Annotated in this window: 17 protein-coding genes and 1 tRNA gene; 9 read left to right on the plus strand and 9 right to left on the minus strand. The window is 53.6% G+C overall.

Annotated features, from left to right (window positions below; translation table 11 throughout):
- Positions 1-10: 10 nt before the first annotated feature.
- The 3 genes from P4G45_RS01350 to P4G45_RS01360 all read left to right on the plus strand — a co-directional run bounded on the left by P4G45_RS01350 (position 11) and on the right by P4G45_RS01360 (position 4,906).
- Complete coding sequence (locus P4G45_RS01350; RefSeq protein ID WP_348267903.1) at positions 11-1,249, plus strand: biotin/lipoyl-binding protein; 1,239 nt, start codon at positions 11-13, stop codon at positions 1,247-1,249.
- Entirely contained in the window at positions 1,227-3,374 is a 2,148-nt protein-coding gene (locus P4G45_RS01355; protein WP_348267904.1) for an FUSC family protein, read from the plus strand. Before P4G45_RS01350 ends, P4G45_RS01355 begins: the two co-directional genes overlap by 23 nt.
- Positions 3,375-3,712: 338 nt before the next feature.
- Positions 3,713-4,906 carry a tyrosine-type recombinase/integrase gene (locus P4G45_RS01360; protein WP_348267905.1) on the plus strand — a complete coding sequence of 398 codons (1,194 nt, stop codon included), beginning with the start codon at positions 3,713-3,715 and terminating at the stop codon, positions 4,904-4,906.
- Here the strand turns inward: P4G45_RS01360 and P4G45_RS01365 are convergent.
- From P4G45_RS01365 to P4G45_RS01375, 4 genes are all read right to left on the minus strand, one after another.
- Positions 4,899-5,189, minus strand: a complete 291-nt coding sequence (locus P4G45_RS01365; RefSeq protein WP_348267906.1) for a helix-turn-helix domain-containing protein — start codon at positions 5,187-5,189, stop codon at positions 4,899-4,901. The two genes, P4G45_RS01360 and P4G45_RS01365, sit on opposite strands and share 8 nt — an antisense overlap.
- 22 nt (positions 5,190-5,211) lie before the next feature.
- Complete coding sequence (locus P4G45_RS16925) at positions 5,212-5,910, minus strand: protein rep (RefSeq protein ID WP_373695290.1); 699 nt, start codon at positions 5,908-5,910, stop codon at positions 5,212-5,214.
- Between the two features lie 176 nt (positions 5,911-6,086).
- Complete coding sequence (locus tag P4G45_RS16930) at positions 6,087-6,275, minus strand: excisionase family DNA-binding protein (protein WP_373695291.1); 189 nt, start codon at positions 6,273-6,275, stop codon at positions 6,087-6,089.
- Positions 6,276-6,565: 290 nt separating this feature from the next.
- The gene (locus P4G45_RS01375) at positions 6,566-6,706 is read right to left on the minus strand and encodes a hypothetical protein (protein WP_348267908.1); all 141 of its coding nucleotides are present in this window, start codon (positions 6,704-6,706) and stop codon (positions 6,566-6,568) included.
- Positions 6,707-7,194: 488 nt separating this feature from the next.
- On the opposite strand from P4G45_RS01375, the gene P4G45_RS01380 reads away from it, so the two are divergent.
- Positions 7,195-7,761 carry a recombinase family protein gene (locus tag P4G45_RS01380; protein WP_348267909.1) on the plus strand — a complete coding sequence of 189 codons (567 nt, stop codon included), beginning with the start codon at positions 7,195-7,197 and terminating at the stop codon, positions 7,759-7,761.
- Between the two features lie 73 nt (positions 7,762-7,834).
- Here the strand turns inward: P4G45_RS01380 and P4G45_RS01385 are convergent, their stop codons facing one another.
- From P4G45_RS01385 to P4G45_RS01400, 4 genes are all read right to left on the minus strand, one after another.
- Positions 7,835-8,356 (minus strand): hypothetical protein, encoded by a 522-nt coding sequence (locus P4G45_RS01385; protein WP_348267910.1) that lies wholly within the window; start codon positions 8,354-8,356, stop codon positions 7,835-7,837.
- Complete coding sequence (locus tag P4G45_RS01390) at positions 8,357-8,746, minus strand: hypothetical protein (RefSeq protein WP_348267911.1); 390 nt, start codon at positions 8,744-8,746, stop codon at positions 8,357-8,359.
- Positions 8,747-9,413: 667 nt separating this feature from the next.
- Positions 9,414-10,949, minus strand: a complete 1,536-nt coding sequence (locus P4G45_RS01395; RefSeq protein ID WP_348267912.1) for a P-loop ATPase, Sll1717 family — start codon at positions 10,947-10,949, stop codon at positions 9,414-9,416.
- Between the two features lie 316 nt (positions 10,950-11,265).
- Positions 11,266-11,358: transfer RNA gene (locus tag P4G45_RS01400), tRNA-Ser, on the minus strand.
- A 302-nt stretch (positions 11,359-11,660) separates the two neighbouring features.
- Between P4G45_RS01400 and P4G45_RS01405 the strand changes: the two genes are divergently transcribed.
- Positions 11,661-12,848, plus strand: coding sequence for a glycoside hydrolase family 27 protein (locus P4G45_RS01405; RefSeq protein ID WP_348267913.1), 1,188 nt, complete (start codon positions 11,661-11,663; stop codon positions 12,846-12,848).
- A gap of 159 nt (positions 12,849-13,007) precedes the next feature.
- Here the strand turns inward: P4G45_RS01405 and P4G45_RS01410 are convergent, their stop codons facing one another.
- On the minus strand, positions 13,008-13,868 hold the full coding sequence (locus P4G45_RS01410) for a sugar phosphate isomerase/epimerase (RefSeq protein ID WP_348267914.1): 861 nt from the start codon (positions 13,866-13,868) through the stop codon (positions 13,008-13,010).
- A 185-nt stretch (positions 13,869-14,053) separates the two neighbouring features.
- On the opposite strand from P4G45_RS01410, the gene P4G45_RS01415 reads away from it, so the two are divergent.
- The 4 genes from P4G45_RS01415 to P4G45_RS01430 all read left to right on the plus strand — a co-directional run bounded on the left by P4G45_RS01415 (position 14,054) and on the right by P4G45_RS01430 (position 20,765).
- Positions 14,054-17,368: a carboxypeptidase regulatory-like domain-containing protein gene (locus tag P4G45_RS01415; protein ID WP_348267915.1), complete on the plus strand. Its 3,315-nt coding sequence runs from the start codon at positions 14,054-14,056 to the stop codon at positions 17,366-17,368.
- Between the two features lie 145 nt (positions 17,369-17,513).
- Positions 17,514-18,479, plus strand: a complete 966-nt coding sequence (locus tag P4G45_RS01420) for a sugar phosphate isomerase/epimerase family protein (RefSeq protein WP_348267916.1) — start codon at positions 17,514-17,516, stop codon at positions 18,477-18,479.
- 267 nt (positions 18,480-18,746) lie between these two features.
- Positions 18,747-19,901, plus strand: coding sequence for an ROK family transcriptional regulator (locus tag P4G45_RS01425; RefSeq protein ID WP_348267917.1), 1,155 nt, complete (start codon positions 18,747-18,749; stop codon positions 19,899-19,901).
- Positions 19,902-19,958: 57 nt separating this feature from the next.
- Positions 19,959-20,765 (plus strand): MIP/aquaporin family protein, encoded by an 807-nt coding sequence (locus P4G45_RS01430; RefSeq protein ID WP_348267918.1) that lies wholly within the window; start codon positions 19,959-19,961, stop codon positions 20,763-20,765.
- Positions 20,766-20,798 lie beyond the last annotated feature (33 nt).

Here is a 20,798-nt window from a genome sequence, read left to right on the forward strand (position 1 = left end):
GACTTCTCTTTTGACTGAATCCGGGCAACAAACGCGATACACCACGCGAGGCAGATTCATCAGCGTAGGAATTATTCTCGGAGCGCTCATTACGGGCGTGTTTGTTCTTCATGAAGCTACGGTCTATCCGAGAACAGACGATGCCGAGGTCGTCGCAAACTTCATCGGCATGGCGCCTTTGGTCGAAGGGCCGGTGATGCAACTTCCCGTGCGCGATAACGACTTCGTGAAGAAGGGGAGTCTTCTTTACAAGATCGATGACCGCCCCTATCTTTATGCCCTTCAGAATGCGCTCGCCGCGCAGGCACAGCTTGAAGGCGACATTGAAAATGAGTCTCGGCGCATTGCGGCCCAGGTGAGCAATGTCGATGTGGCTCACGCCGGCACCGAGAACGCACGGGCCAACGAGACAAGATCAGATGATGAAATCCAAGCCAGTGAAGCAGCCATCTCTCAGGCCGCAGCCGCGCTGAAGCAAGCCCAGGCCGATGCCGATTATGCGACCAGTAACCTTCATCGCATTGAGCCACTTCTCGCAAAACAGTTCGTAACCCCCGACGATGTGCATCGTGCACGTTCGTTGGCAGAGGCAAAGACGGCGGCTGTCGATCAGGCGTCCTCACAACTCTCCGTCGCAAAGGCAAAGCTCTTGGCGGCAACGGCGCAGAAGCAGCAGGCGATCGCACAGATGTCCCAGAGCCAGGCGCAGGTGACAGAATCGTCGCACGCGGTCTCCGTCCTCGCACCACTCCTTGCCCAACGCGGAAGCCGTGCAGCCGCCGTTCGGCTGGCTCAATACAACTACGAGCAATGCAGCGTCGTCGCTCCCTTCGATGCCCGCGTCACGAACCTAACCATCTCCGAAGGGGAATATGCAAAGGTCGGGCAGCAGCTCTTCACCCTCATCGATACCCGCGAGTGGTGGGCACTCGCCAACTTCCGCGAGAGCCAGCTCATCCATGTACAGCCCGGAACCCCCGTCGATGTGTATCTCATGTCCGACACGAGGACACGGCTCCATGGAGTCGTAGAAAGCATAGGATACGGCGTCACGCCCGATCCTGACGTGGTGGGCAAGATCGGACTCGGTCTTCCGGATGTGCAACGTACCTTGAATTGGGTGCGCCTCGCTTCCCGTTATCCAGTGCGCATCAGGATACTCAGTCCGCCTGCCTCACTTCTACGGGTAGGACAGGTTGCGGTCGTCGTTATGCGTCCCCGAGGCGATGAGCGAAATGCCGGTCATTGAACGCAGTTCCAATGAATCCGCGCTTGACCGTGTCTTCAGCCTGCTCCAAACGGAGCTGACTCCATATCCGGGTCGGTTCTCGCTGGTCGCACGCATTGTTCTCGCCTGCACCTCCGTCATGGCGTTGGTGATGGTCTTTCGTATTCCAGGCGCAGCGCTTGGCGCTTACTATCCACTGCTGCTCTCGCGAGACAGTCCTCGTGCAACTCTCAAGTCCGCGAAGATGACCGCTGGCATCTGCATTCTGGGTACAACCGAGGTCATCCTCGGGGCGATGCTTTTCGCCGCATCGCCTTTCATGCACTTTCTCTGGGTTGCCGCGAATCTTTTTGCCGTCTTCTATCTCATCAGCAGCTTGCAGGTCTACGATGCAGCGCTCGCTCTGGGCTTGCTCATCGCGAACGCTATCGCTACCTGGGACCAACCGATGTCAGCTGATATGAAGGTGAAGCAAACTCTCTTTACCCTTCTTTCCATCCTCATCGGCTGTGCGATTTCGGTTGCGATCGAGTTCCTGTTTGCGCGCACGCACTCTGCGGACCGCATCCTTTCAGCAATTGAACTACGGCTGAGCGTATCGCAAAGATTGCTGCACAGCTATGCGGAAGACTGCGAGATCGATCCCGCCCTGGCCGTCGAAATCCATCGATACGGTATGCGTGGAACAGGAGACCTTCGTGACCTGTTGTCGCACTCAAGCTATGAAGACGACTACAAGGAACATCTCGCCGCTGTGCTCGCACTCTCCAACCGGCTCACGGAATTGATGGATGTACTTTACCGGTCCCCGCTTCCGTTTACCGTCGCTGACCGCGGCTGGTGCGCAACCATAGCCGACAACCTCTCCGCAATTAACGCAAGCCTTTTACAGGAAGAATCTCCTGTCTGGATCGATCTTCCTGTCGACGCCACACTGTCCCATCCCATACTGGTGGAGATCGAGCGCACCGTAGACCTCATTACGCAAAGCTTCAGCAGTGACGACCGCGCTGTACACTCCCACCTCCCTGAGCCCGGCGAAAGCAGGCAACCCCATCTATTTGCTGGCGACTTCTTTAAGAACAATGCGCACCTCAGGTTTGCGCTCCGGGGCGGTTTCAGCGCCATGGCGTGTTATCTCGTCTACATGAGCGTCGGTTGGACCGGCCTTAACGCATCCATCGCAACTTGCATGCTCACCGCTCTGACCAACACCGGCGCCGCACGCCATAAGCAACTGATGCGTTTCGCGGGTGTCATTATCGGCGCGTGTGTTCTGGGTTTTGGAATCCAGGCACTCATCCTGCCGCAGGTAGACTCGCTCTTCGCATTCGCCCTGGTGTTTGCTTCTGTCATTACTATCGGTGCCTGGATCGGCACCTCCGGTCCGCGCATTGCCTACTGTGGCTTCCAGATCATCCTTGCCTATGATCTGGTCAATCTCAATCGCTTTGGGATCAGTACTTCGCTCGTTCCTGCACGCGACGTTGTACTCGGAATTGCTCTCGGCATCGCCGCCATGTGGCTCATCTTCGACCATCTGTGGGCTACGTCTGCCACGGATACGGTCCAGTCGCTTTTTCTCTCATCGCTTCAACGCATCGGCGGGCTCGACGAACGCAGCACTCCAGGAAACCAAGCCTCAACTTTTCAGGAATTTCTCAAAGAATCCCGCGCGATCAATCGAGATTTCGATAGACTGCGCGCACTTCTCGATCTCTCTGTATTCGAGCCTTTTCCAAGGACAGAAGAAGAAATCTACATAGACCGCTGCGTGAAGACGCTGATGCCGCAGCTCCGCGCGTTTCTGTTGCTCAAGGCGGGCTTTCTTCATCATCAATCAATTGCGGCAAATGAGGATCAGTCCGACTTAGCATTAGAAGTACAGCACCAGGTCTCCGCCACAATTGATTCCATCGTCCAGACAGTTAGCGAGTACGGGCAGAGAAGAGCCTCCCCTGATACAGAAGCCGAACGCTTTCTCTTGTCCAGAATCAAGCGGGAGATTGACAACCCTGAGGTAGAGTTCAAAGACGACAAGACCATGGTGTTGCGCCTCTCACTCTCGTTGCTTAATCTTGTATATTCGCTTCGCCTTAGCATCCCAAACGCGTCAGATGGCGCTCCTCTATCACAGGCACAGTAACCTTGTTCGTCCTCGCTTTTCTTTGAGAGACGCCAGGCGTGATTTCTAAAATTTGCGATGAGTCTGATGTGGAGACGGATCGTTTGTGACTCATCTGGATTACTAGCTGTCGGCGGGGCAGGCGTTGCGGTATTCTTTGCCGCGCTAAGGCGCATTACACGCACGTAGCGCATAAACCAAGGATCGACCTGAGTCGCTTCTATGAGTATTTTCAGGGACTTGCAGAAGTTTCTGGCGGAGAGTGGGGGATTCTCCTGATAGTCCGATTTTTCTGAGCAACTTTTGACATACCTTGTGTTTAGTCCTACAAATGCCATCGAACGGCACAAAGGGAGAGTATGGGACACAAGAAAGCTGTTGCGCTGATGTGGTACTGCCGGACAGAAAAAGGGTGGCGTCGATTTCCTGTTGTGATGGGTGGAAACAACAGGGTCAAGCATGGGTGGGTGAAGGTCGCCGGGGTGCTGACTCAGTACCCGGAGGGGCGCTACGAGATACGGCTCTATGAGAACCGGAAGAAGGTCTACAAGCGCGCCGGGGATAATGCGGCTGATGCGATGGCAGCGAGAGATAGAGAGGAGCATCTAGTCTCTGCTAAACAGTTAGCTGGAGCGGCTGGCGTCAAGATTATCGAGGAGCCGGGGCGCGTTTACCTGCGGAGAGCTGCGCTCAAGTTCGAGGAGGATGCCAAGGAACGGAAGGCGATGGAGGCGGCAGAGATAAACCGCCATGTGACAGCGGAGTTCCTAGCGGTAACTGGTCTGACGTATGCCGACGAGGTAACGCGAGAGCACATCTTCAAATACCATCGTGCCCTTAGGGCTAGGGGATTGAGTGATCGAACGCTGGCCAATAAGCATAGGCGTTTAGGTAGCTTTTTCAAGTTCTGCAAAATCGATAAGTCCATCATGCCAGCAACGCCGAAGTATGACTCCAAGCTGCCGGATACATACTCGAAAGATGAGAACGGCAAAATCCTAGCGGCTGCTGAGGAGTACATGAAACTGGTTATCGAGCTTGGTCTCAAATGTGGCTTGCGCGATCAAGAGATGATGCACCTCGAATGGAATGACATTCACTGGGACGATTCCATCTTGCGAGTTACTAGCAAGCCTCACTGGGGCTTCAAAATCAAAGACAGTGAGGAAAGGGATATACCCATCCCATCGGACTTGCTACGGCACCTTAGAGCGCGAAGAAAGACGCATCCTGATGACCGTCTCGTTCTGCCAACTGGAGGTGGTAAGCCTAATGGCAAGCTGCTGCGGACGTTGAAGAGATTGGCGAAGAGAGCAGGGCTAAATTGCGGGGCATGTGCCGGGTGCAAAGGGGCGCTGGGCGAGTGCCAGGAATGGACGCTCCACAAACTCAGACGCAGTTACTGCACAACCCTTCTGCAATCTGGGCTAGACCTTCGCACAGTTCAGGCGTACATGGGACACGCTGACCTAGCAAGTACCATGCGGTATCTGAGACCAGCAACGGCGAAGGAATCCCAGAAGGCAGTCAATAGGATCAAGTGGGCTAGTTGATGGCTCTCTTCTCTAGCCATAGGGCGGTGGCTTCTGGGTCGAACCTGATGGCTCCGCCCATGCGATAGCAAGGTATCCTGCCACTCTTGGCGAGCTTGTAGATGTGCTTCCTGCTGATGGAGAGCACCTCGGCGAGTTCGTCCGCATTCCAGAAGCAGCCTTTGTTGCGGACAATGTCGATGACGCTGGTGAGAGTTCTGGCTGATGTGGTTACTACGCCCGGAACAAAGGAAGCAGTGGCCAGCAATGGCATGGTTCCGGGCGCGGTTTGTGGTTCGATCATGCGGTGATTGTTCTCCTGTTGGTTAGGCGGCTAGATGGCCGCGTTGGATTACTTTATGCAAGCCTTTGGTGGCTTGTATGGTGGCGATTGTCCGGGCGGTTCTCCCTGCCACCCACTCATGGAAGGGTGACTTCGATAGGTAGGAGCAAGCGGCGGCGAGGTCACGTACTGGCTTGACGTGCGTTCCTGTCTCCCTTGGGCGAAGGTCTGGAGGTAGTGAGTGTAACCACTGGGTCTCCCACTGGTCTGGTGAGATAAATCTCCTGCCTCCAGATGGCGAGTCAATGAGGGCGTGAGCATGTGGGTGATAGTCCTCTGACCATTTCTCAAAGGAGGTTTCGAGATGACATGCATAGTGTGCAGTTTCTAGTTTCGAGAACGTTTTGCGAGTGGAAGCCATGATTTCTTTACAGGCGGCTCTTAGAGCGGCCAAGGGTACATCCCTAACCGCGAATGTGGCGAAGCATAGGCGATGGCGTGGAAGCCCCATAGAGGCTTGTAAAACCGCCCGATAAAAGGAGTGTCCGCCCGAATGAAGGCAGTATGGGCAATAGATGGAACGGCACAGTGACCTGTACCTGCAATTCGATATCTTGAATATCTCTTGTGAATAGGTGGATGGATCGTTGGAGAGATGAGCAAGGATGGATTGCCTAATTGGTTCCAATCGGTCTGGATAGTTTGGATAAGTAGACCGATTGGGGTTTACTGGTCGAGACATTGTTACTTCCGGTTTATGGTGGGTGGTGAATGGTTCAAGTTACAGATAGACAAGCAGATAGGTGGTTGTCGGTGGGGTGAAAAAGGAGTGGCAAAGTTCTCTACTAAGTAATATAGGTAGCGGGATTTCCTACTTTCATAGCAAGCAATGACACGAGTAGAGACACGAATCCCCGGTCACAAACAAAACCGGGGAGTGTCGATACGAGCGAATCTCAAAAGTTCATCACGATGGATAAGAGTGCGCCGACCTACTCGGGTTACGGAAACCCTCTCATTGAAAATCAGATGGGTGAGCGAACGCTCGGAAATGCTGAGAAGACGGGCGGCTTCGCGGCGGCTGTAAAGCAAACGATCTATGGTCATATCTAAAATCTCCTACCCCTAGGATTAGCTAAGGGGTGTGTATACGCCATCGGCGCTATCGATTTTCTCATGAATTTTTCAAAAGTCAAGCAAAAAATATGGCTAGGATTTTCGACGAAGTAGGCGGCTCCTGCGCTTGGCAAAACGATTGACGACCTTCCGTTGGAGCACCACCAGGGCGGCGGCATCTCTAACAACTTGACGTGCTCGGCGCAGATCCTCAACGCGCTCCGCGAGGGTTGCCCGTTCTGCCCATAACTGCTCAAGGGTGTCTTCTGTTCTCTGATCGATCATCGGCTGATTACTCCGCTGCCGCCCGCGTCCTGCTGGGTGGCCTTGATGATGCGTTGCTGAGAGAGTTTGAGGTTGGCAGCGATGCTGCGGCCAATGGCCGTCTTCTTGATGGTTGGAACTTTTACTTTCTTAGTCATGATGTCCTTGGTGATTTAGAGGAGTGGTAGCGGCGTGGTGGGTGTGGTGGGGTTATACGGGGCTTGGGGAGGGCGATTTTGGGGCATATGGAGAGATCCTTGTAGCTGGTGTAGACAATGCTAAAAACGCAGCAAAAATGCGCGGTACCGACGCGGCTTTAGAAGAATCTGACCGCGCCCTACCATGCCATGACTCGGTCTAACTAGCTGAGGTAGCTAGGCTTAGGGGTGGTATGCGGACACAATTCAGGTGGCCTAGACTGCGTCTGAAGCAAAAGGCGCGTAAACATTGACGATTTCAGCCTTCCGTCTATCCGACGCGGTCCGGGCGAGTCAGAGTAACGACGATAGTGTGTCTATCTGGAGTACACTCATGCGAGACACATGCAAAGGGTTGGAAATGTGTCTTTCTAGGGTTAGAAAATAAACTGATTGACAGATTCCAGATTGCATCTTAGATTCATTCAAGACACACGGAGGTGTCAGTGATGGCAAAGGGACACATTGTTGGATATGTCAGGGTTAGTTCGGTAGACCAGAACACGGAACGGCAACTGGACGGCATGACGCTGGACAAGACGTTCTCAGACAAGGCAAGCGGCAAGGACACAAAGCGACCGCAACTAGAACGGGCGCTGGAGTTCTTGCGCGAAGGTGACACTCTGGTCGTGCACAGCATGGACAGATTGGCTAGAAACCTAGACGATCTGCGCAAAATCGTGCTGACGCTGACGAAGAAGGGTGTCAAGGTCCAGTTCGTCAAGGAGTCGCTTACCTTCACCGGCGAGGATTCGCCTATGGCCAATCTGCTGCTATCTGTGATGGGGGCGTTCGCGCAGTTCGAGCGCGAACTAATCAAGGAACGTCAGCGCGAAGGTATCGCCATAGCCAAGGCCAAGGGCGACGTATACAAGGGACGCAAACCAGCCTTAGATGCGGCGCGTGCTACCCTGCTGGTGCAACGAGCGAAGGCTGGTGAGAACAAAGCGGCCTTAGCGCGTGAGTTCGGTATCTCGCGGGCGGCTCTGTATGTGTACCTGAAAGACGCGGCCTAGGAATGACTAGGCTAGTGACGGCGTAGTTACGTTGTTCGCTACGCCGTCACAAACATCGCCCTAGGCGCTATGCCTAACGTTTTTTGGAGCGAGGGCGAATGGCTTTGATCTTGTCTAGAGCCTTGTGGTTTACATAGCCCTTGTGGGGCTGGTCGCTGACCGCGTTGGGCAGTTCTACGAAGGCATTCGGATTTTCCTTGTAGCGCCTTGTCTTCTCACTCAGTGGCAGCTTCATGAAGTCTTGGCGGGTCTTGACCTCGTTCGTTTCCACTGGTTTCGTGGCCAGTTTCTCGAAAGCATCAGCGCCGTGAGTGGTGATGTATGAGATCTTCTCGCGCGTGGTCATCTGATCTTTGGTGACGGTGCGTGGTGCAGATCTGCCGTCAATCAATTGACGATTATGTAGGCCGAATCTCAAAAAACATTCGTCCAGGGGGAGTACCTCCGCGTCATATTTTGCATAGAGCTGGCCATCTTCGGGATTGGCTACGATGTCACGATCTTGCTTGAAGGTGGCGAGCGCGGCGGCTCTGTCGTGGAACGTGAGAGTGGACTTGTCGAAGGCTTCGTTCAATTTCTCTGCGGTGATTTCCATTTATTTCTTTCCTTTTTTTCTAGTCGATGTAGGCTTGCCAGTGCGCATCAAGCGCCCGTTCGATCCGGCGGTTAGCTGCTGCTTGGCGACGGCCTGTGGCTGCTTGTTCTGTCGTTCGAGTCGGGCTTGCAGCCGTTGCTGCCTCATCTCGCGTGGAGTCAATGGCCGCAGTATGCCGGGACTTGGGTTGTGTCTGACTACGCCCCTTGGAAGTGTGATCTTGCATGGTGGTTTGTCTTGTCCATTCTCTAGTGCAATGATCCGACGGTTGACGGCGGCCAGTTCGTCAGATGTTTCCTTGAGACGGGCGAAGATGATTGCAAATACCTCGCTATCGGCGGTGATTGGTTTGAGGACAGGGATATCTGCCTCATCGGTTGATGGGTTCATTTACTTCTAGTTTTCCTTGTGATTGTTTATTTATGGCGGCGGGTTTGCACGCACAAACTTGGTGTCGACAATGCCGCCGACGGAGCACACGCCACCGAAGGAAAGACGGTGCTAGGTGCGTCGACATCGGCGGGTTGTCGATGGAGTAGGGCGGTAGAAAATCTCTATACTCTTATTATACATACGTGTCAAGTAAATAGCAAGCATTACTAGGTACTTATAGGTAGGATACAGCGTACAATGCAGCTAAACTGCCTAGCATTTACAAGGGATTTACGTTTTCCACAACTTATTTCATTACATTTAACTTTCTTGCTTTTGGTACGATAATCGCACATTCTCGGATCAAATGAACCTGAAAACTACCTCTAGGAACCTAGCCGTACCGTAACGCATGACTAGGTTCTATGCATACTTATTGGCTTTATAGAGGTAGACAGTTCAAAGTCGCTACTTTGGTGCGTGCAAAACCTAGGATTGGGCTACTAGTCGGTACGGGGTCTGACGGCGTCTGAGATTTAGAGGGGCACAGTGTGCATGACCTAGGGTTGTGGAGACTGGATATTGTGCGGACGTGACCTAAGACGCTAAGAGTCTTTTTACCCGCAGAGAGATGGGTTATAAGAAGCATCGAGCCATTGTGGGTAAGCAATGAAGCATAATCCATCTAATCGGATTCTGCATTGTCTGCTTCATCGCCTGATTGGTCTTCTGCTCCCGTCATCGCAAACGCTTTTCCCTGTTTGATTTCAAGTCCTTCCCTATACAGACTTGGTACTTTGAAATTTGAACCGATCTCCTCGAGAAAGCCTGCGTGTTGTAACGGTCTCACCGTGCTGCGAATGTCGGCCACGGGGACCAACAGCATCTCTGAAAGAGACTGGGCGTTGTGTTCTGCTCTTCCCCCTCGAAAGAGTTCAATCGTTTCGGCCAATTCCGGCGACTCGGCTAGAAGGGTATCTTCTACCCTTTGCTGACTGAGCTGCTTCTGAGCCTTCCTGACCGAGTCCGCCTGAATCAAGGGCTCCCCGGGGGTGACGTCTCTGGCGCTTCGCTGCTCATCTCTCAATTGGGTTTGGCGGGCCTTCTCGACAAGATCTAGAAGATTTCTCGGCGGTTTGATGTTGTTGCCGTCCCTAATACGAGTCATCATCCAATTCCAGGTATTCGGTTTGCGAGATCCCGGATCAATTTGTCCGGGGAAGATCTTATAGAACACCTCTATGTCGGTCTCACTTCCAGTGAGTGATAGGGCTTCACTGAATTGTGTGGATTCCCTCACACGAGCCGCCAGCAACGCAAGAAGATCCTCTTCGTCCCAAACGATTTCAATCTTTTGCGCGTTGATATGTGTAAGATTCACAAAGCCGCCGCTAATAACTTTCCTGAAGAGGTCTTTCCTGACGAACAGCTTGAGCTTAATGTGGGGGAAGTCCTGAATGTCTAGGTAGCTTCGCAATAAAGCTCGGAGTGCTGGTATCTCTATGTTTTCAAAGCCTTGAAACGCCTCATCCAAGCGATCAAAAGCTATCCACACCGTGATATTGGCTGTGCCCAAAGCTTTGTCTAAGGTCTTGAGCGCAGCCTCGTAGGGGATTTCGTTCGGATCGATCACAGGAGATGTCTTCTTTTCATCTTTCTCGAACTCAAGCTTGGGCTTCACAATGGGCATCCCCGTCTCGGACAGAGAAACCTCAACCTCCGCACTACTCGGCCTCAGCAACCTAGACACGGCTCCTACGATTCTGGAAAACACTGTTTCAGCGGAATCGTCGTAGCTTCGAAGACCTGCGACTGTCAACATATCTTGAAGCTCATCCATCTCTTCAGTGGTGTTCTCGTCGTATAGCTGAAGGAGCCAATTTGCCACGAGAGAGAAGATATACGTTTTCCAAATAGCTCGATACTGTCCTTCCGTGAGTGTCTGAATATGAACAAGCTTCTGAAAGACAGGATTGCCCGTGACGTTGAATCCAGTAATTATCTCGGTGTGAGCTAGTTCAGGAATCTTTGCATATCTCTGCTTAAGGGTCCGATAAAGCGCAGTTTTGCCTGTACCTTTATCGCCCGCGATAATGTCGACGGTATCAGTCGTCAGACTCCGGAATATCTCAGTGTCTACAAAATAGCGGTCTAAACCTTCATCGAACTCAGCCACTGATTTCCCGAGGTTTAACTCACCTAGCACAGTGCTAACCTTCACGTACCCTCCCCGTAATGCACTCACACCTTATCATTACGTTGGGGTGAGGGCGGAATCGACGATGGCGGTTGGGAGCTGGAATGTAGTACTGGGTTGGTTCTCTCGGCTTAAGGGTCAGCACAGCGACACAGTTGGCAGCCCTAGAACCGGGTGCTGCACGGGTGTTTGTCGAGAGAAAGACCTTAGTCCCACATAGTCCGCTTAGTCCTACAAAACCGGGGAGGCTGGGGAGTCGGGGCGAATGAGGCGACTATAGGACTAAATCTTGCCACCATTTTTCAACAATTTAGCTGTTTTACTGAATTTATTGCAGGACTGGCGGAGAGTGGGGGATTCGAACCCCCGATAGAGTTTTTGACCCTATAACGGTTTAGCAAACCGCCGCCTTCAGCCACTCGGCCAACTCTCCGTCTCTTGTTGCGATTGTGCTTCGGCTCTTGTGATTATAACTTGCTGGCGGAGGTATATGCTCTCGCGTATCCAAATTTATATGCCGCAACGAAAGAGAGCGGATTAAAGTCAGGACACCTATCCTGCCGGAAAGAGGCTCGCTTCCTTGAGTTTGATCTGATTCGTGACATAGGTATACGGAAAGTTATTTCCATTGTTGAAATAGCGAATTGCCTTCCTTCTTGAGTTGACGTATAAGACTCACTGTCCTCGCGGCTGCTTTTTAGCAGACCGAACCCCCCTTCAGGAGTCTTTCTTTCAATGACGCTCTCTAGAACACGTCTTACATGCATTGTTCTGGCATCGCTCTTGTTCTTTATCCCAGGGTTTGCTCCTGCACAGCAAGACGGCCTCGCCGCGCGGCCCCCGATGGGGTGGAACAGTTGGAACCATTTTCACCGCAACGTGGATGACGCGACGATCCGCGCTCAGGCAGAGGCGATGGTCTCAACCGGTATGCGGGATGCCGGTTACATCTACATCAACATCGACGATACCTGGCAAGGAACGCGCGACGCGAAGGGCAATATTCAGCCCAACAGCAAGTTCCCCGATATGAAGGCGCTCGCTGACTTCGTTCATAGTAAAGGTTTGAAGCTCGGCATTTACTCTTCGCCCGGGACAACGACCTGCGCTAAGTTCGAGGGCAGCTATGGCCACGAACTGCAGGATGCCCGGACCTACGCCGCGTGGGGGATCGATTATTTGAAATACGATCTGTGCGGGCTGCGCGACCAGATGAAAGCTGCACCGACACCCGAGACCGCCAACAAAATCATGGTGGACTCTTATATCAAAATGCGTGACGCGCTGCGCAGTACCGGGCGACCCATCGTGTACAGCCTTTGCCAATATGGCAACGATGCCGTCTGGCGATGGGGTACGACCGTCGGTGGCAATCTCTGGCGCACCACCGGCGACATCAACGACCACTACGCCCGCATGGCGGAGATTGGTTTCGGCCAAGCTGGACTGTCACGCTTTGCCGGTCCTGGCCATTGGAACGACCCTGACATGCTGGAGGTTGGAAACGGAGGCATGACGGCGGAGGAGTATCGACAGCACATGGCACTCTGGGCGATTCTTGCCGCGCCGCTACTGGCGGGTAATGACCTGACAACGATGACTCCAGAGACCATTGCGATTCTGACCAATCGCGATGTCATTGCTGTCGATCAGGATGCAGCCGGAAAGCAGGGCGACCGCGTAAGTGCCGAAGGCCCCATCGAAATCTGGACGAAGCCTTTGGCTGACGGCTCGAAGGCAGTTGGCGTCTTTAACCGGCATCCTTCTGCAATGACGACGCAAGTTGACTTCGCCAGGCTTGGATTTAGCGGACCAGTCAAGGCCAAAGATCTTTGGCTCTCCAAGGATCTTGGCACCATCAGCGCGCCTTACGCGGTTACAGTGCCCGGGCATGGCGTTCTTTTTCTCCGCGTCTCTCAGTAGAAGAGAAAGCGTGTGCGGTCGGAAGGTCTCAACCCAAGGCTCCGACCGCATACGGCACAAAGTAGCAAGCACGCACTATTGTGTGTCTATATCGATTTAGCTGCTCTGATGCGCCACAATGCTTTAAGAATCGCCGACGTTTAGTGGCTGCAGGGCAACCTAGCCCTTATAACCCATACCCGCAAGCACTCCGCGCATATAAGCGAAGCTTTTGATGACTCCCGGCATTGGATCGTCCCCGTTGATCTCATACTCCAGATCGACGTCCCCTGGATAATGCATATCAATCAGGGCTTGGAATATCTGACGTATGGGCATCAATCCATCGCCCACCGCAACCTGGCTTTCCTTTTCGGTGCTGTTGGCGAGGTCTTTCATGTGGATGTCGAACAGTCGCGGCCCAACTTTACGAATCGCCGAAACTACGTCTGTTCCTGTCCGCATGGTGTGGCCCACGTCAATACAGCAGCCTATGCGATGGTCCATATTCTTCACCGCGTCCAGCACGGTCAGCGGCGATGGCCATTCTTTATCTTCGGGGCCATGGTTATGGATGCCGACCCGGATGTTGTATTCCTTCACAAATTTTTCCATCCTTGGTAGCACCTGGTGCGTCGGCGCGCCAACGATTAGAGACACGCCCGCAGCCTTCGCATACTCAAACTTCGCGCGGACATCATCGTCAGTGTCTTCCTTGAAGTAGACCGTGCCAACTGCTGTGAGAGTCATTCCCGCGGCCCTGTACTCTGCTGCCCTCGTGGCCACCTGGTCAGCCGGAGTCATGGGAAGATGAGTGTCTTTCAAATTCAAATAAGGAGTTTTGAGTTGCTTCATGAAGTCGATCAGGTGCGCCTGGTCGAATTTTCTGAAGGTGTAGCTGGCAATTCCCAACCGTATCGGCAGGGAAGACGCTGGCTTAGTCTCGCCCGCGAAGGCGAATGCAGAGTTGGAAAGAAGGGCTGAGGCGCTTAGCGCCGCGCCTCCACGAAACAGGTTGCGACGGGTCATGGAAAGGCTCATGTTGGGCATCCTACCTCCGCATATGCAAGCTAGTCCAGCATCATCTCGAGCAGAATCAGGCGGATGGTTAGGCCCAGATTATTTCTGTTGCTATTGGTGGGTCCTACCTGATAGTGTTTCGTTCGTTCTTCAAACAATAATTTTTTACCGGCGCGTACATCGCCCGGTCATTTGCCGGAGGCTTCGTGAATCGCAATAAAATTCTCAACTGTATCGCCATTCTTCTATTCTTGAGTTCCTCAATTTTCGTTTTCGGTCAGGCCGTGAATGCAAATTTGCTGGGAACGGTCACGGACCAGACCAAAGCTTCGGTTCCCGGCGCAACGGTGACAATAACCGAGGTCAAGAGCGGCGCCAGCAAAACGACGCAGACCAATGCCAGTGGTAATTATGACTTCGAGGCCATTCAGCCTGGGACTTATGAGGTTACCGCAGCAGAGCAGGGTTTCAAGCAAGCTAAGACCGAGAATGTCTCTGTCGTGGTAAACACCAGCGTCCGTGTTGACCTGACACTTGCTCTCGGCTCCGCGACAGAGAGTGTGACTGTCAGCGCAGCGCCTGATGTCTTGAAGACCGATCGCGCAGACGTTGGGATCGATATTTCCTCAAAGCAGGCAGAAGACCTTCCCCTCGGGACGAATCGCAACTTTCAGGGATTGCTTGCTCTGGTTCCGGGAGCCACGAAGCCCCACTTTCAGCATTCGACCTTCTTCAATGCTGCTGCCTCACTTTCGACCGAGGTCAATGGCCAGTCGCGCCTTGCCAACAACACCGAAATCGAAGGCGTGGATGACAATGAGCGCTCGGGTCTTCTTCAGGTGCTTATCCCGCCCAGCGAAGCGATCCAAAGCGTAAGCGTATCGACCGCGAACTATCAGGCGGAATTTGGACGCGTCGGTGGAGCGGTGACGGATGTCATCCTGAAGTCCGGCACGAACGACTTTCATGGCGCGGCCTATGAGTTCAATCGCGTCAGCGCTTTGGCTGCCGAAAACTACTTTCAGAGCGGTCCGAATCCGGTAAGCACATATAACTACTATGGCGGGAATGTTGGCGGTCCGATCATCCACGATAAGTTATTTATCTTCGGGGATTTTTTGCATGTCAGCGATCACCAGGGGCAGTTCAACACGCTGACCGTACCCACTGCAGCTAATCGTGCCGGTGATTTCAGTGCTTCACCGAATAAAATCTACGATCCAATGACAGGAAATGCGGACGGAACAAACCGCAGCCAATTTAGCTATCAGGGCCGGGCGAACGTTATCGATCCTGCAAGAATCAGTCCTATCGCAAACAAGATTCTGGCGCTCGTTCCGCTCCCGAATGTGCCTGGAGCCGGAACCACAAATAACTATACTGGCGTGACTCACTACACTCGAGATACAAACTCCTTTGACGTCAAGGGCGACGAGAATCTTCGCGGCGAAGATCACTTGTCGATCCGATATAGCTATCAAAAGGTGAACCAGGTCCAGTCAGCTCTATTTGGTATGGCAGGCGGGCCCGCCCAGGGAGCCACCAACGCACGTGGCACTCAGGCCGCATACAACACGGCTGCCAACTATACCCATGTTTTTTCGCCCGCATTGCTGGCAGAGCTCAGACTGGGGTTGAATCATTACAGGAACACCGCCAGGAATCTTGATTATGGAACCAGTGCCTCAGCTGCCGTCGGCATTCCGGGAGTAAACGTTGATGCTGCTACGAGCGGTCTCGCCAGTATCGATATCGGGGGATACTCCAGCCCTATCGTTGGCACCAGCGCTTCGTATCCCTGGGATCGGGGAGAAACAAACATCGACGTCGTAAACAATTGGACTAAAGTCCAGGGAAACCATGGACTCAAGTTTGGAGCGGAGGTACGCCGGGTTCGTGACGACTTGATTCAGGGACAGGTCTTCGGTCAAAGAGGCAACTTCCAATATCGTGATGGCCAGACGGCGTTGAAGAATGGTCCCAAAACCGGTCAGGCAAATGATCTCGCCAGCTTCTTGATAGATGATCCCAATCAGGTGGGCAGAGATGTAGGTGTTAAGGATGCGTCCTGGAGAGAGACACAGGTCTTCGCTTACGCACAAGACACATGGCAGGCCAGCTCCAAACTCACTTTGAACTATGGACTTCGTTGGGAGCTGTATGTTCCCCCTACGCCGCGCCAAGCCGGAGATTATTCGAACTACGATCCTTCGACGAACTCGCTCATCATCGCGGGTATCGGGAAGAATCCGATGAACCTGGGCATGAAGACTCGGTATACGTACTTTGCTCCTCGCCTTGGCTTTGCCTATCGGATGAATGACAAAACCGTAGTCCGGGGCGGATATGGAATGAGTTATGAGTCCTATCCGGACAATCTCAATACCTATGCCACAAACTATCCACTCAAGCAGAACAACGCGTTTCAGTCTTTGAGCAGTTACACGCAGGCAGTGGAACCAAACGGCACTCCTGCCTCCATGGCCGCAGGTTTTCCTGCTCCCCTGCTTGCCGCCATACCTGCAAATGGCATCATCACCAACGCGCCTCAGCAGGCATACAACGTTATTAATTTGAACTGGAAGGCGCCATATGTCGAATCCTGGAACGCCGCAGTACAGCGTGCGCTGCCATCGGGATTCGTATTGGATGTCGCGTATGTCGGCAACGTAGGTGTGGGCCAGGCGCAAAACTACAACCTTAACGCAGGTCTCGTTGCCGGTGCCGGTGCTAAGGGACAGCCAGAGTATGCTCCGTTTGGCAGAACCGCATCAAGCACCGTCTTTAAGCAAACAGGCTCGAACTACAACTCCCTTCAGGTAAAGCTGGAGCATCGCTACACCAACGGCCTCTCTGCTACCAGTGCTTACACCTACCAGAAGGGGCTTGGTTTTGTAAGTTCTAATGGATCGGGAGTGGGTGGCACCAACTTCTACATAGACTTCTCCCGTAACTATTCGAGACTGGCGAATGACCGAACACATACCTTCGTGCAAAGTGCCATCTATGAATTTCCCTTCGGAAGAGGAAAGAAATGGCTGAATAGCGGGGTTGCAAGCTGGATCGCAGGAGGATGGCAAGTGAGCGGTGTCCTGTCGCTCGAAACGGGAACACCTTTCACGGTCACCGCCAGCAGTGCCAGCTTGAATGCTCCGAGCAACACTCAGGTAGCAAATATCAATGGTTCTTTCCACAAGCTCAAGGGAATCGGTACCAGCAATGCATGGTTTGATACCTCGGTATTCAGTCAGCCGACTACTGCGGCATACGGAGACACGGGGCAGAATGCCTATGTTGGACCAGGGTTCTTCAATCTCGATGCGTCTGCCTTCCGTAAATTCCCCATTACGGAGCGAGTGAATCTGGAACTTCGTGGAGAAGCCTTCAGCATTACCAACACACCGCAGTTTGGCAATCCGAGCAACAGCATTACAAACGCCGACTTCGGTCATATCGATGGCTCCAATGGCGGAGCCACCGGTAATCGTGTAATCGAGTTGGCTGGCAAGGTAACGTTTTAGCAATTGTTTCGAGTGCAGCGTCCTTGCCGCATCGGCGCTTGGTAGTTGAGGACAACGGGCCATCTCCGTACGAGATGGCCCCACTCTCCAGCCTAAGCAAACCAATTGATTTGAACCGAGTCAGAAGAATAGAGGGGAATTCAACATGGAAGGTTTTTCACGACGTAATTTTATCGCCGGTGCAGGAGCTGCCGCGGCTGCTGCTTGCGCTGCGAAGCCGCTCTTTGCCATGGTGCCCAAATCGCCATTCAAAATCTCTGTTATCAGCGATGAAATATCGCCCGACTTTGACCATGCCTGTTCGGTCATCTCCAAGGATTTCGGTCTGCAGTGGGTCGAGATTCGCAGCATGTGGGGAAAGGGCCTGCACGATCTCTCCGACGATCAACTCGCTGAGGCGCAGAAGATCCTTGCGAAATACAATCTCGGCGTAACCGACATGGCCAGCCCGCTCTTCAAGGTCGGTTGGCCAGGTGCACCACAGTCTAAATTCGGCTCGAAGCATGACTTTGGTTCTAACGATAATTTTAAGCAGCAGGACGACCTGCTCACCAAATACATCGCACTTGCAAAGCGTTTTAAGACCGACAAGATCCGCTGCTTCGATTTCTGGCGTCTGGATGATGTAAAGCCTTATCGCGCCGCCATCGACAACAAGCTCCAGGAGACTGCGGAGGTCTGCGGCAAGCATGGCGTTCTCCTGGTGCTGGAAAATGAGATGGAATGCAATACCGCAAGCGGACCCGAGGCGGCCCGCGCCCTCGCGGCTGTGCCCTCTCGCCATTTCGGTCTCAATTGGGACCCAGGCAATGCGGTGATGCTCGGCGAACTCGATGCCTTCCCCAAGGGATGGGATCTGTTGCCGAAGCACCGGATACTTCACTGCCACGTTAAGAATGCCATCAAAGGACCCGATGGCAAGATCGTATGGTCGCCGGTCGACAAGGGGTTCATCGATTGGGCCGCGCAATTCCGCGCACTCAAGAACAGTGGCTATCGCGGAGCTGTCAGCCTTGAAACCCATTGGCATGGCGCTCCCACTCACGAGGAATCCACCCGCATCAGTTGGGCAGGCATGAAGAAGGAGCTCCAGGATTCAGGAACTCTGTAAATGAGTCATTGATCTGTATCAATTCTCCACGCCGCAATGAACGTCTCGAATGGCGGTTCATTGCGGCGCATTACTCTATATATGGCGGGACTTTGGTCTTCCCGCAAGCCTCTGAAACGAAGCTGCATTAATTCGCCCGTCTCTCTATGTAGCAATCCCGAATTCCGATGGTATAAAGGCTACACACTAAATTCGTTGACGAATCACTGTGAATGAACAGATCGCCGGCTGACGAGAGCGGCATATCTGGGCGGAATAAATCCAACTATGCAGCACTTTATCTTTGACGGTAAACAGACCGCCTCCAATAAAACTCCCCGGCAAATCAACCGGAACCTGCTCTTTAATTTCATTCGCACGCGACCGTCGGTCTCTCGTGCTGATCTTGCCCGCCTCTCCGGCCTCCAGCGAAGCACCGTCTCTCTCATCGTCGAAGAGCTAATCACAGATCGCTGGATATTGGAGGGCGCAACAGGCCGTCTTCCCCGTGGCCGCCGTCCCACACTCATTCAGCTCAATGATCAGCGCGCCGTCATAGCCCTCGACATTCATCCTGCCCAGACTACCGTTGCCGTCGCGGATCTTGGCGGCAGGATCATCGCTCAGAACGTCATCGTGCTTCCGGCCGATGCCGGTAGGGCCCTCTCTGCGATCGTCTCCGGCATCCGCAAGCTCATCGCCGCACACAAAGAGAAATCCTTCGACGGCATTGGTATTTGCCTGCCGGGCCGCACCGACCTCCAACTCCAAAAGCTCATCTTCGCGCCGAACCTCAACTGGCCGGTCCTTAGTATCAAATCCCGCATCCAGCGGGCCACTAACCTCCGTGTCGAGATGGACAACGTAGCCAACGCCTGTGCCCTCTCCGAGGTTTGGTTCGGCGATAGCGACGGTCATGATCTCGTCGTCGTCAATGTCTCTGAAGGAATTGGCACCGGAATCTTCGCCAACGGCCAGCTTCTACGCGGCAACAACGGCATGGCGGGGGAGTTTGGTCACGTCCAGATTGATCCCGACGGTCCACTCTGCGCCTGCGGTAACCACGGTTGCTGGGAGACGCTCGCCTCCAACCGCGCCGCCATTCGCTACTACAACGACCTCTCCCCCTCCGCTCCCGCCACCGGCTTTGATCATGTGCTCAAACTAGCCCAGGGCGGAAATAAAAAGGCGATCAGCGCGCTTGAAAAGACCGCGGTTCAGATAGGGAGAGGGCTCCGCATGATCGCCTCCGCGCTCGCCCCCAAGGAAATTGTTGTTGTAGGAGATATCACTGGAGTCTGGCATAGCTTCGGTCCTATCGTCGAAGCGGAGATGCGAAAGCATTCGCTCTCGAAATCCCCCATCCTTCGCCCCGCCTACGACGGTAACGCCGCTCGCCTCCGTAGCGCGGTTGCACTTGTTCTAAGCGAAGGTACGGTCTAAGCAATAAGTAAATAGTCGATGATTGATTGCTACGATCTTGAAGAAGAGGACCAGTAGATGAAGCGACAATATGTCGGAGAACTGATTGCAGAGGCGATAGCAGTCTTCATCATTATTGCGTTCGGCGACTCCGTTGCCGGCATGTATACCCTCTATTCCCCCAGTCCCTATCAGAATGCCTACTGGGGCGTGTGCATTGCGTGGGGGCTGGCAGTCACCATCGCAATCTATGCGACGGGATCGGTCTCCGGCACGCACGCAAATCCGGCAGTCACACTCGCGCTGGCTCTCTACAGGAAATTCTCGTGGGCCAAGGTGATCCCCTACTGCATTGCCCAGGTGGTGGGAGGAGTGCTGGGAGCTTCCCTCGTTTATGTCCTCTATTCCCCCGTCATCGATCATTTCAACCAGATCTCGCACCTTACCCGTGCCGCTGGAGGCGCTGCCGGTGTTTTCTTCACTCATCCCGGTTTGGCGATTACACCCATGCACGCCTTCAGCGATGAGATCATCCTCACCGCATTTTTGATCTTTGGCATCTTTGCCATCACCGAAAGCTATAACGAGATGGCGCCCGGCGCGAACTCTGGCGCGCTCATCATCGGCCTGCTCGTCGCTCTGATCGGCGCATCCATGGGATATCTCGAAGCATGGGCACTCAATCCCGCGCGCGACTTTGGACCAAGGCTCTTTTGCTTCGTGACCGGCTGGGGTAGTTCTGCTTTCCCGTCACCAGAAAACTATTGGTGGGTGCCCGTTGTCGGCCCGCTTATCGGTGGCGTAGTTGGCGGCGGTGTCTATCAGTATCTGGTTCGGCCCTATCTTCCCGCCCATGTTCGCGCATTGAGCGGAGAATCAAAATAACCCAGGCATGAAATCCATCGGTAATCGACATTC

It is taken from the genome of Edaphobacter paludis, from assembly GCF_039993895.1.
Classification (GTDB): Bacteria; Acidobacteriota; Terriglobia; order Terriglobales; family Acidobacteriaceae; genus Edaphobacter; species Edaphobacter paludis.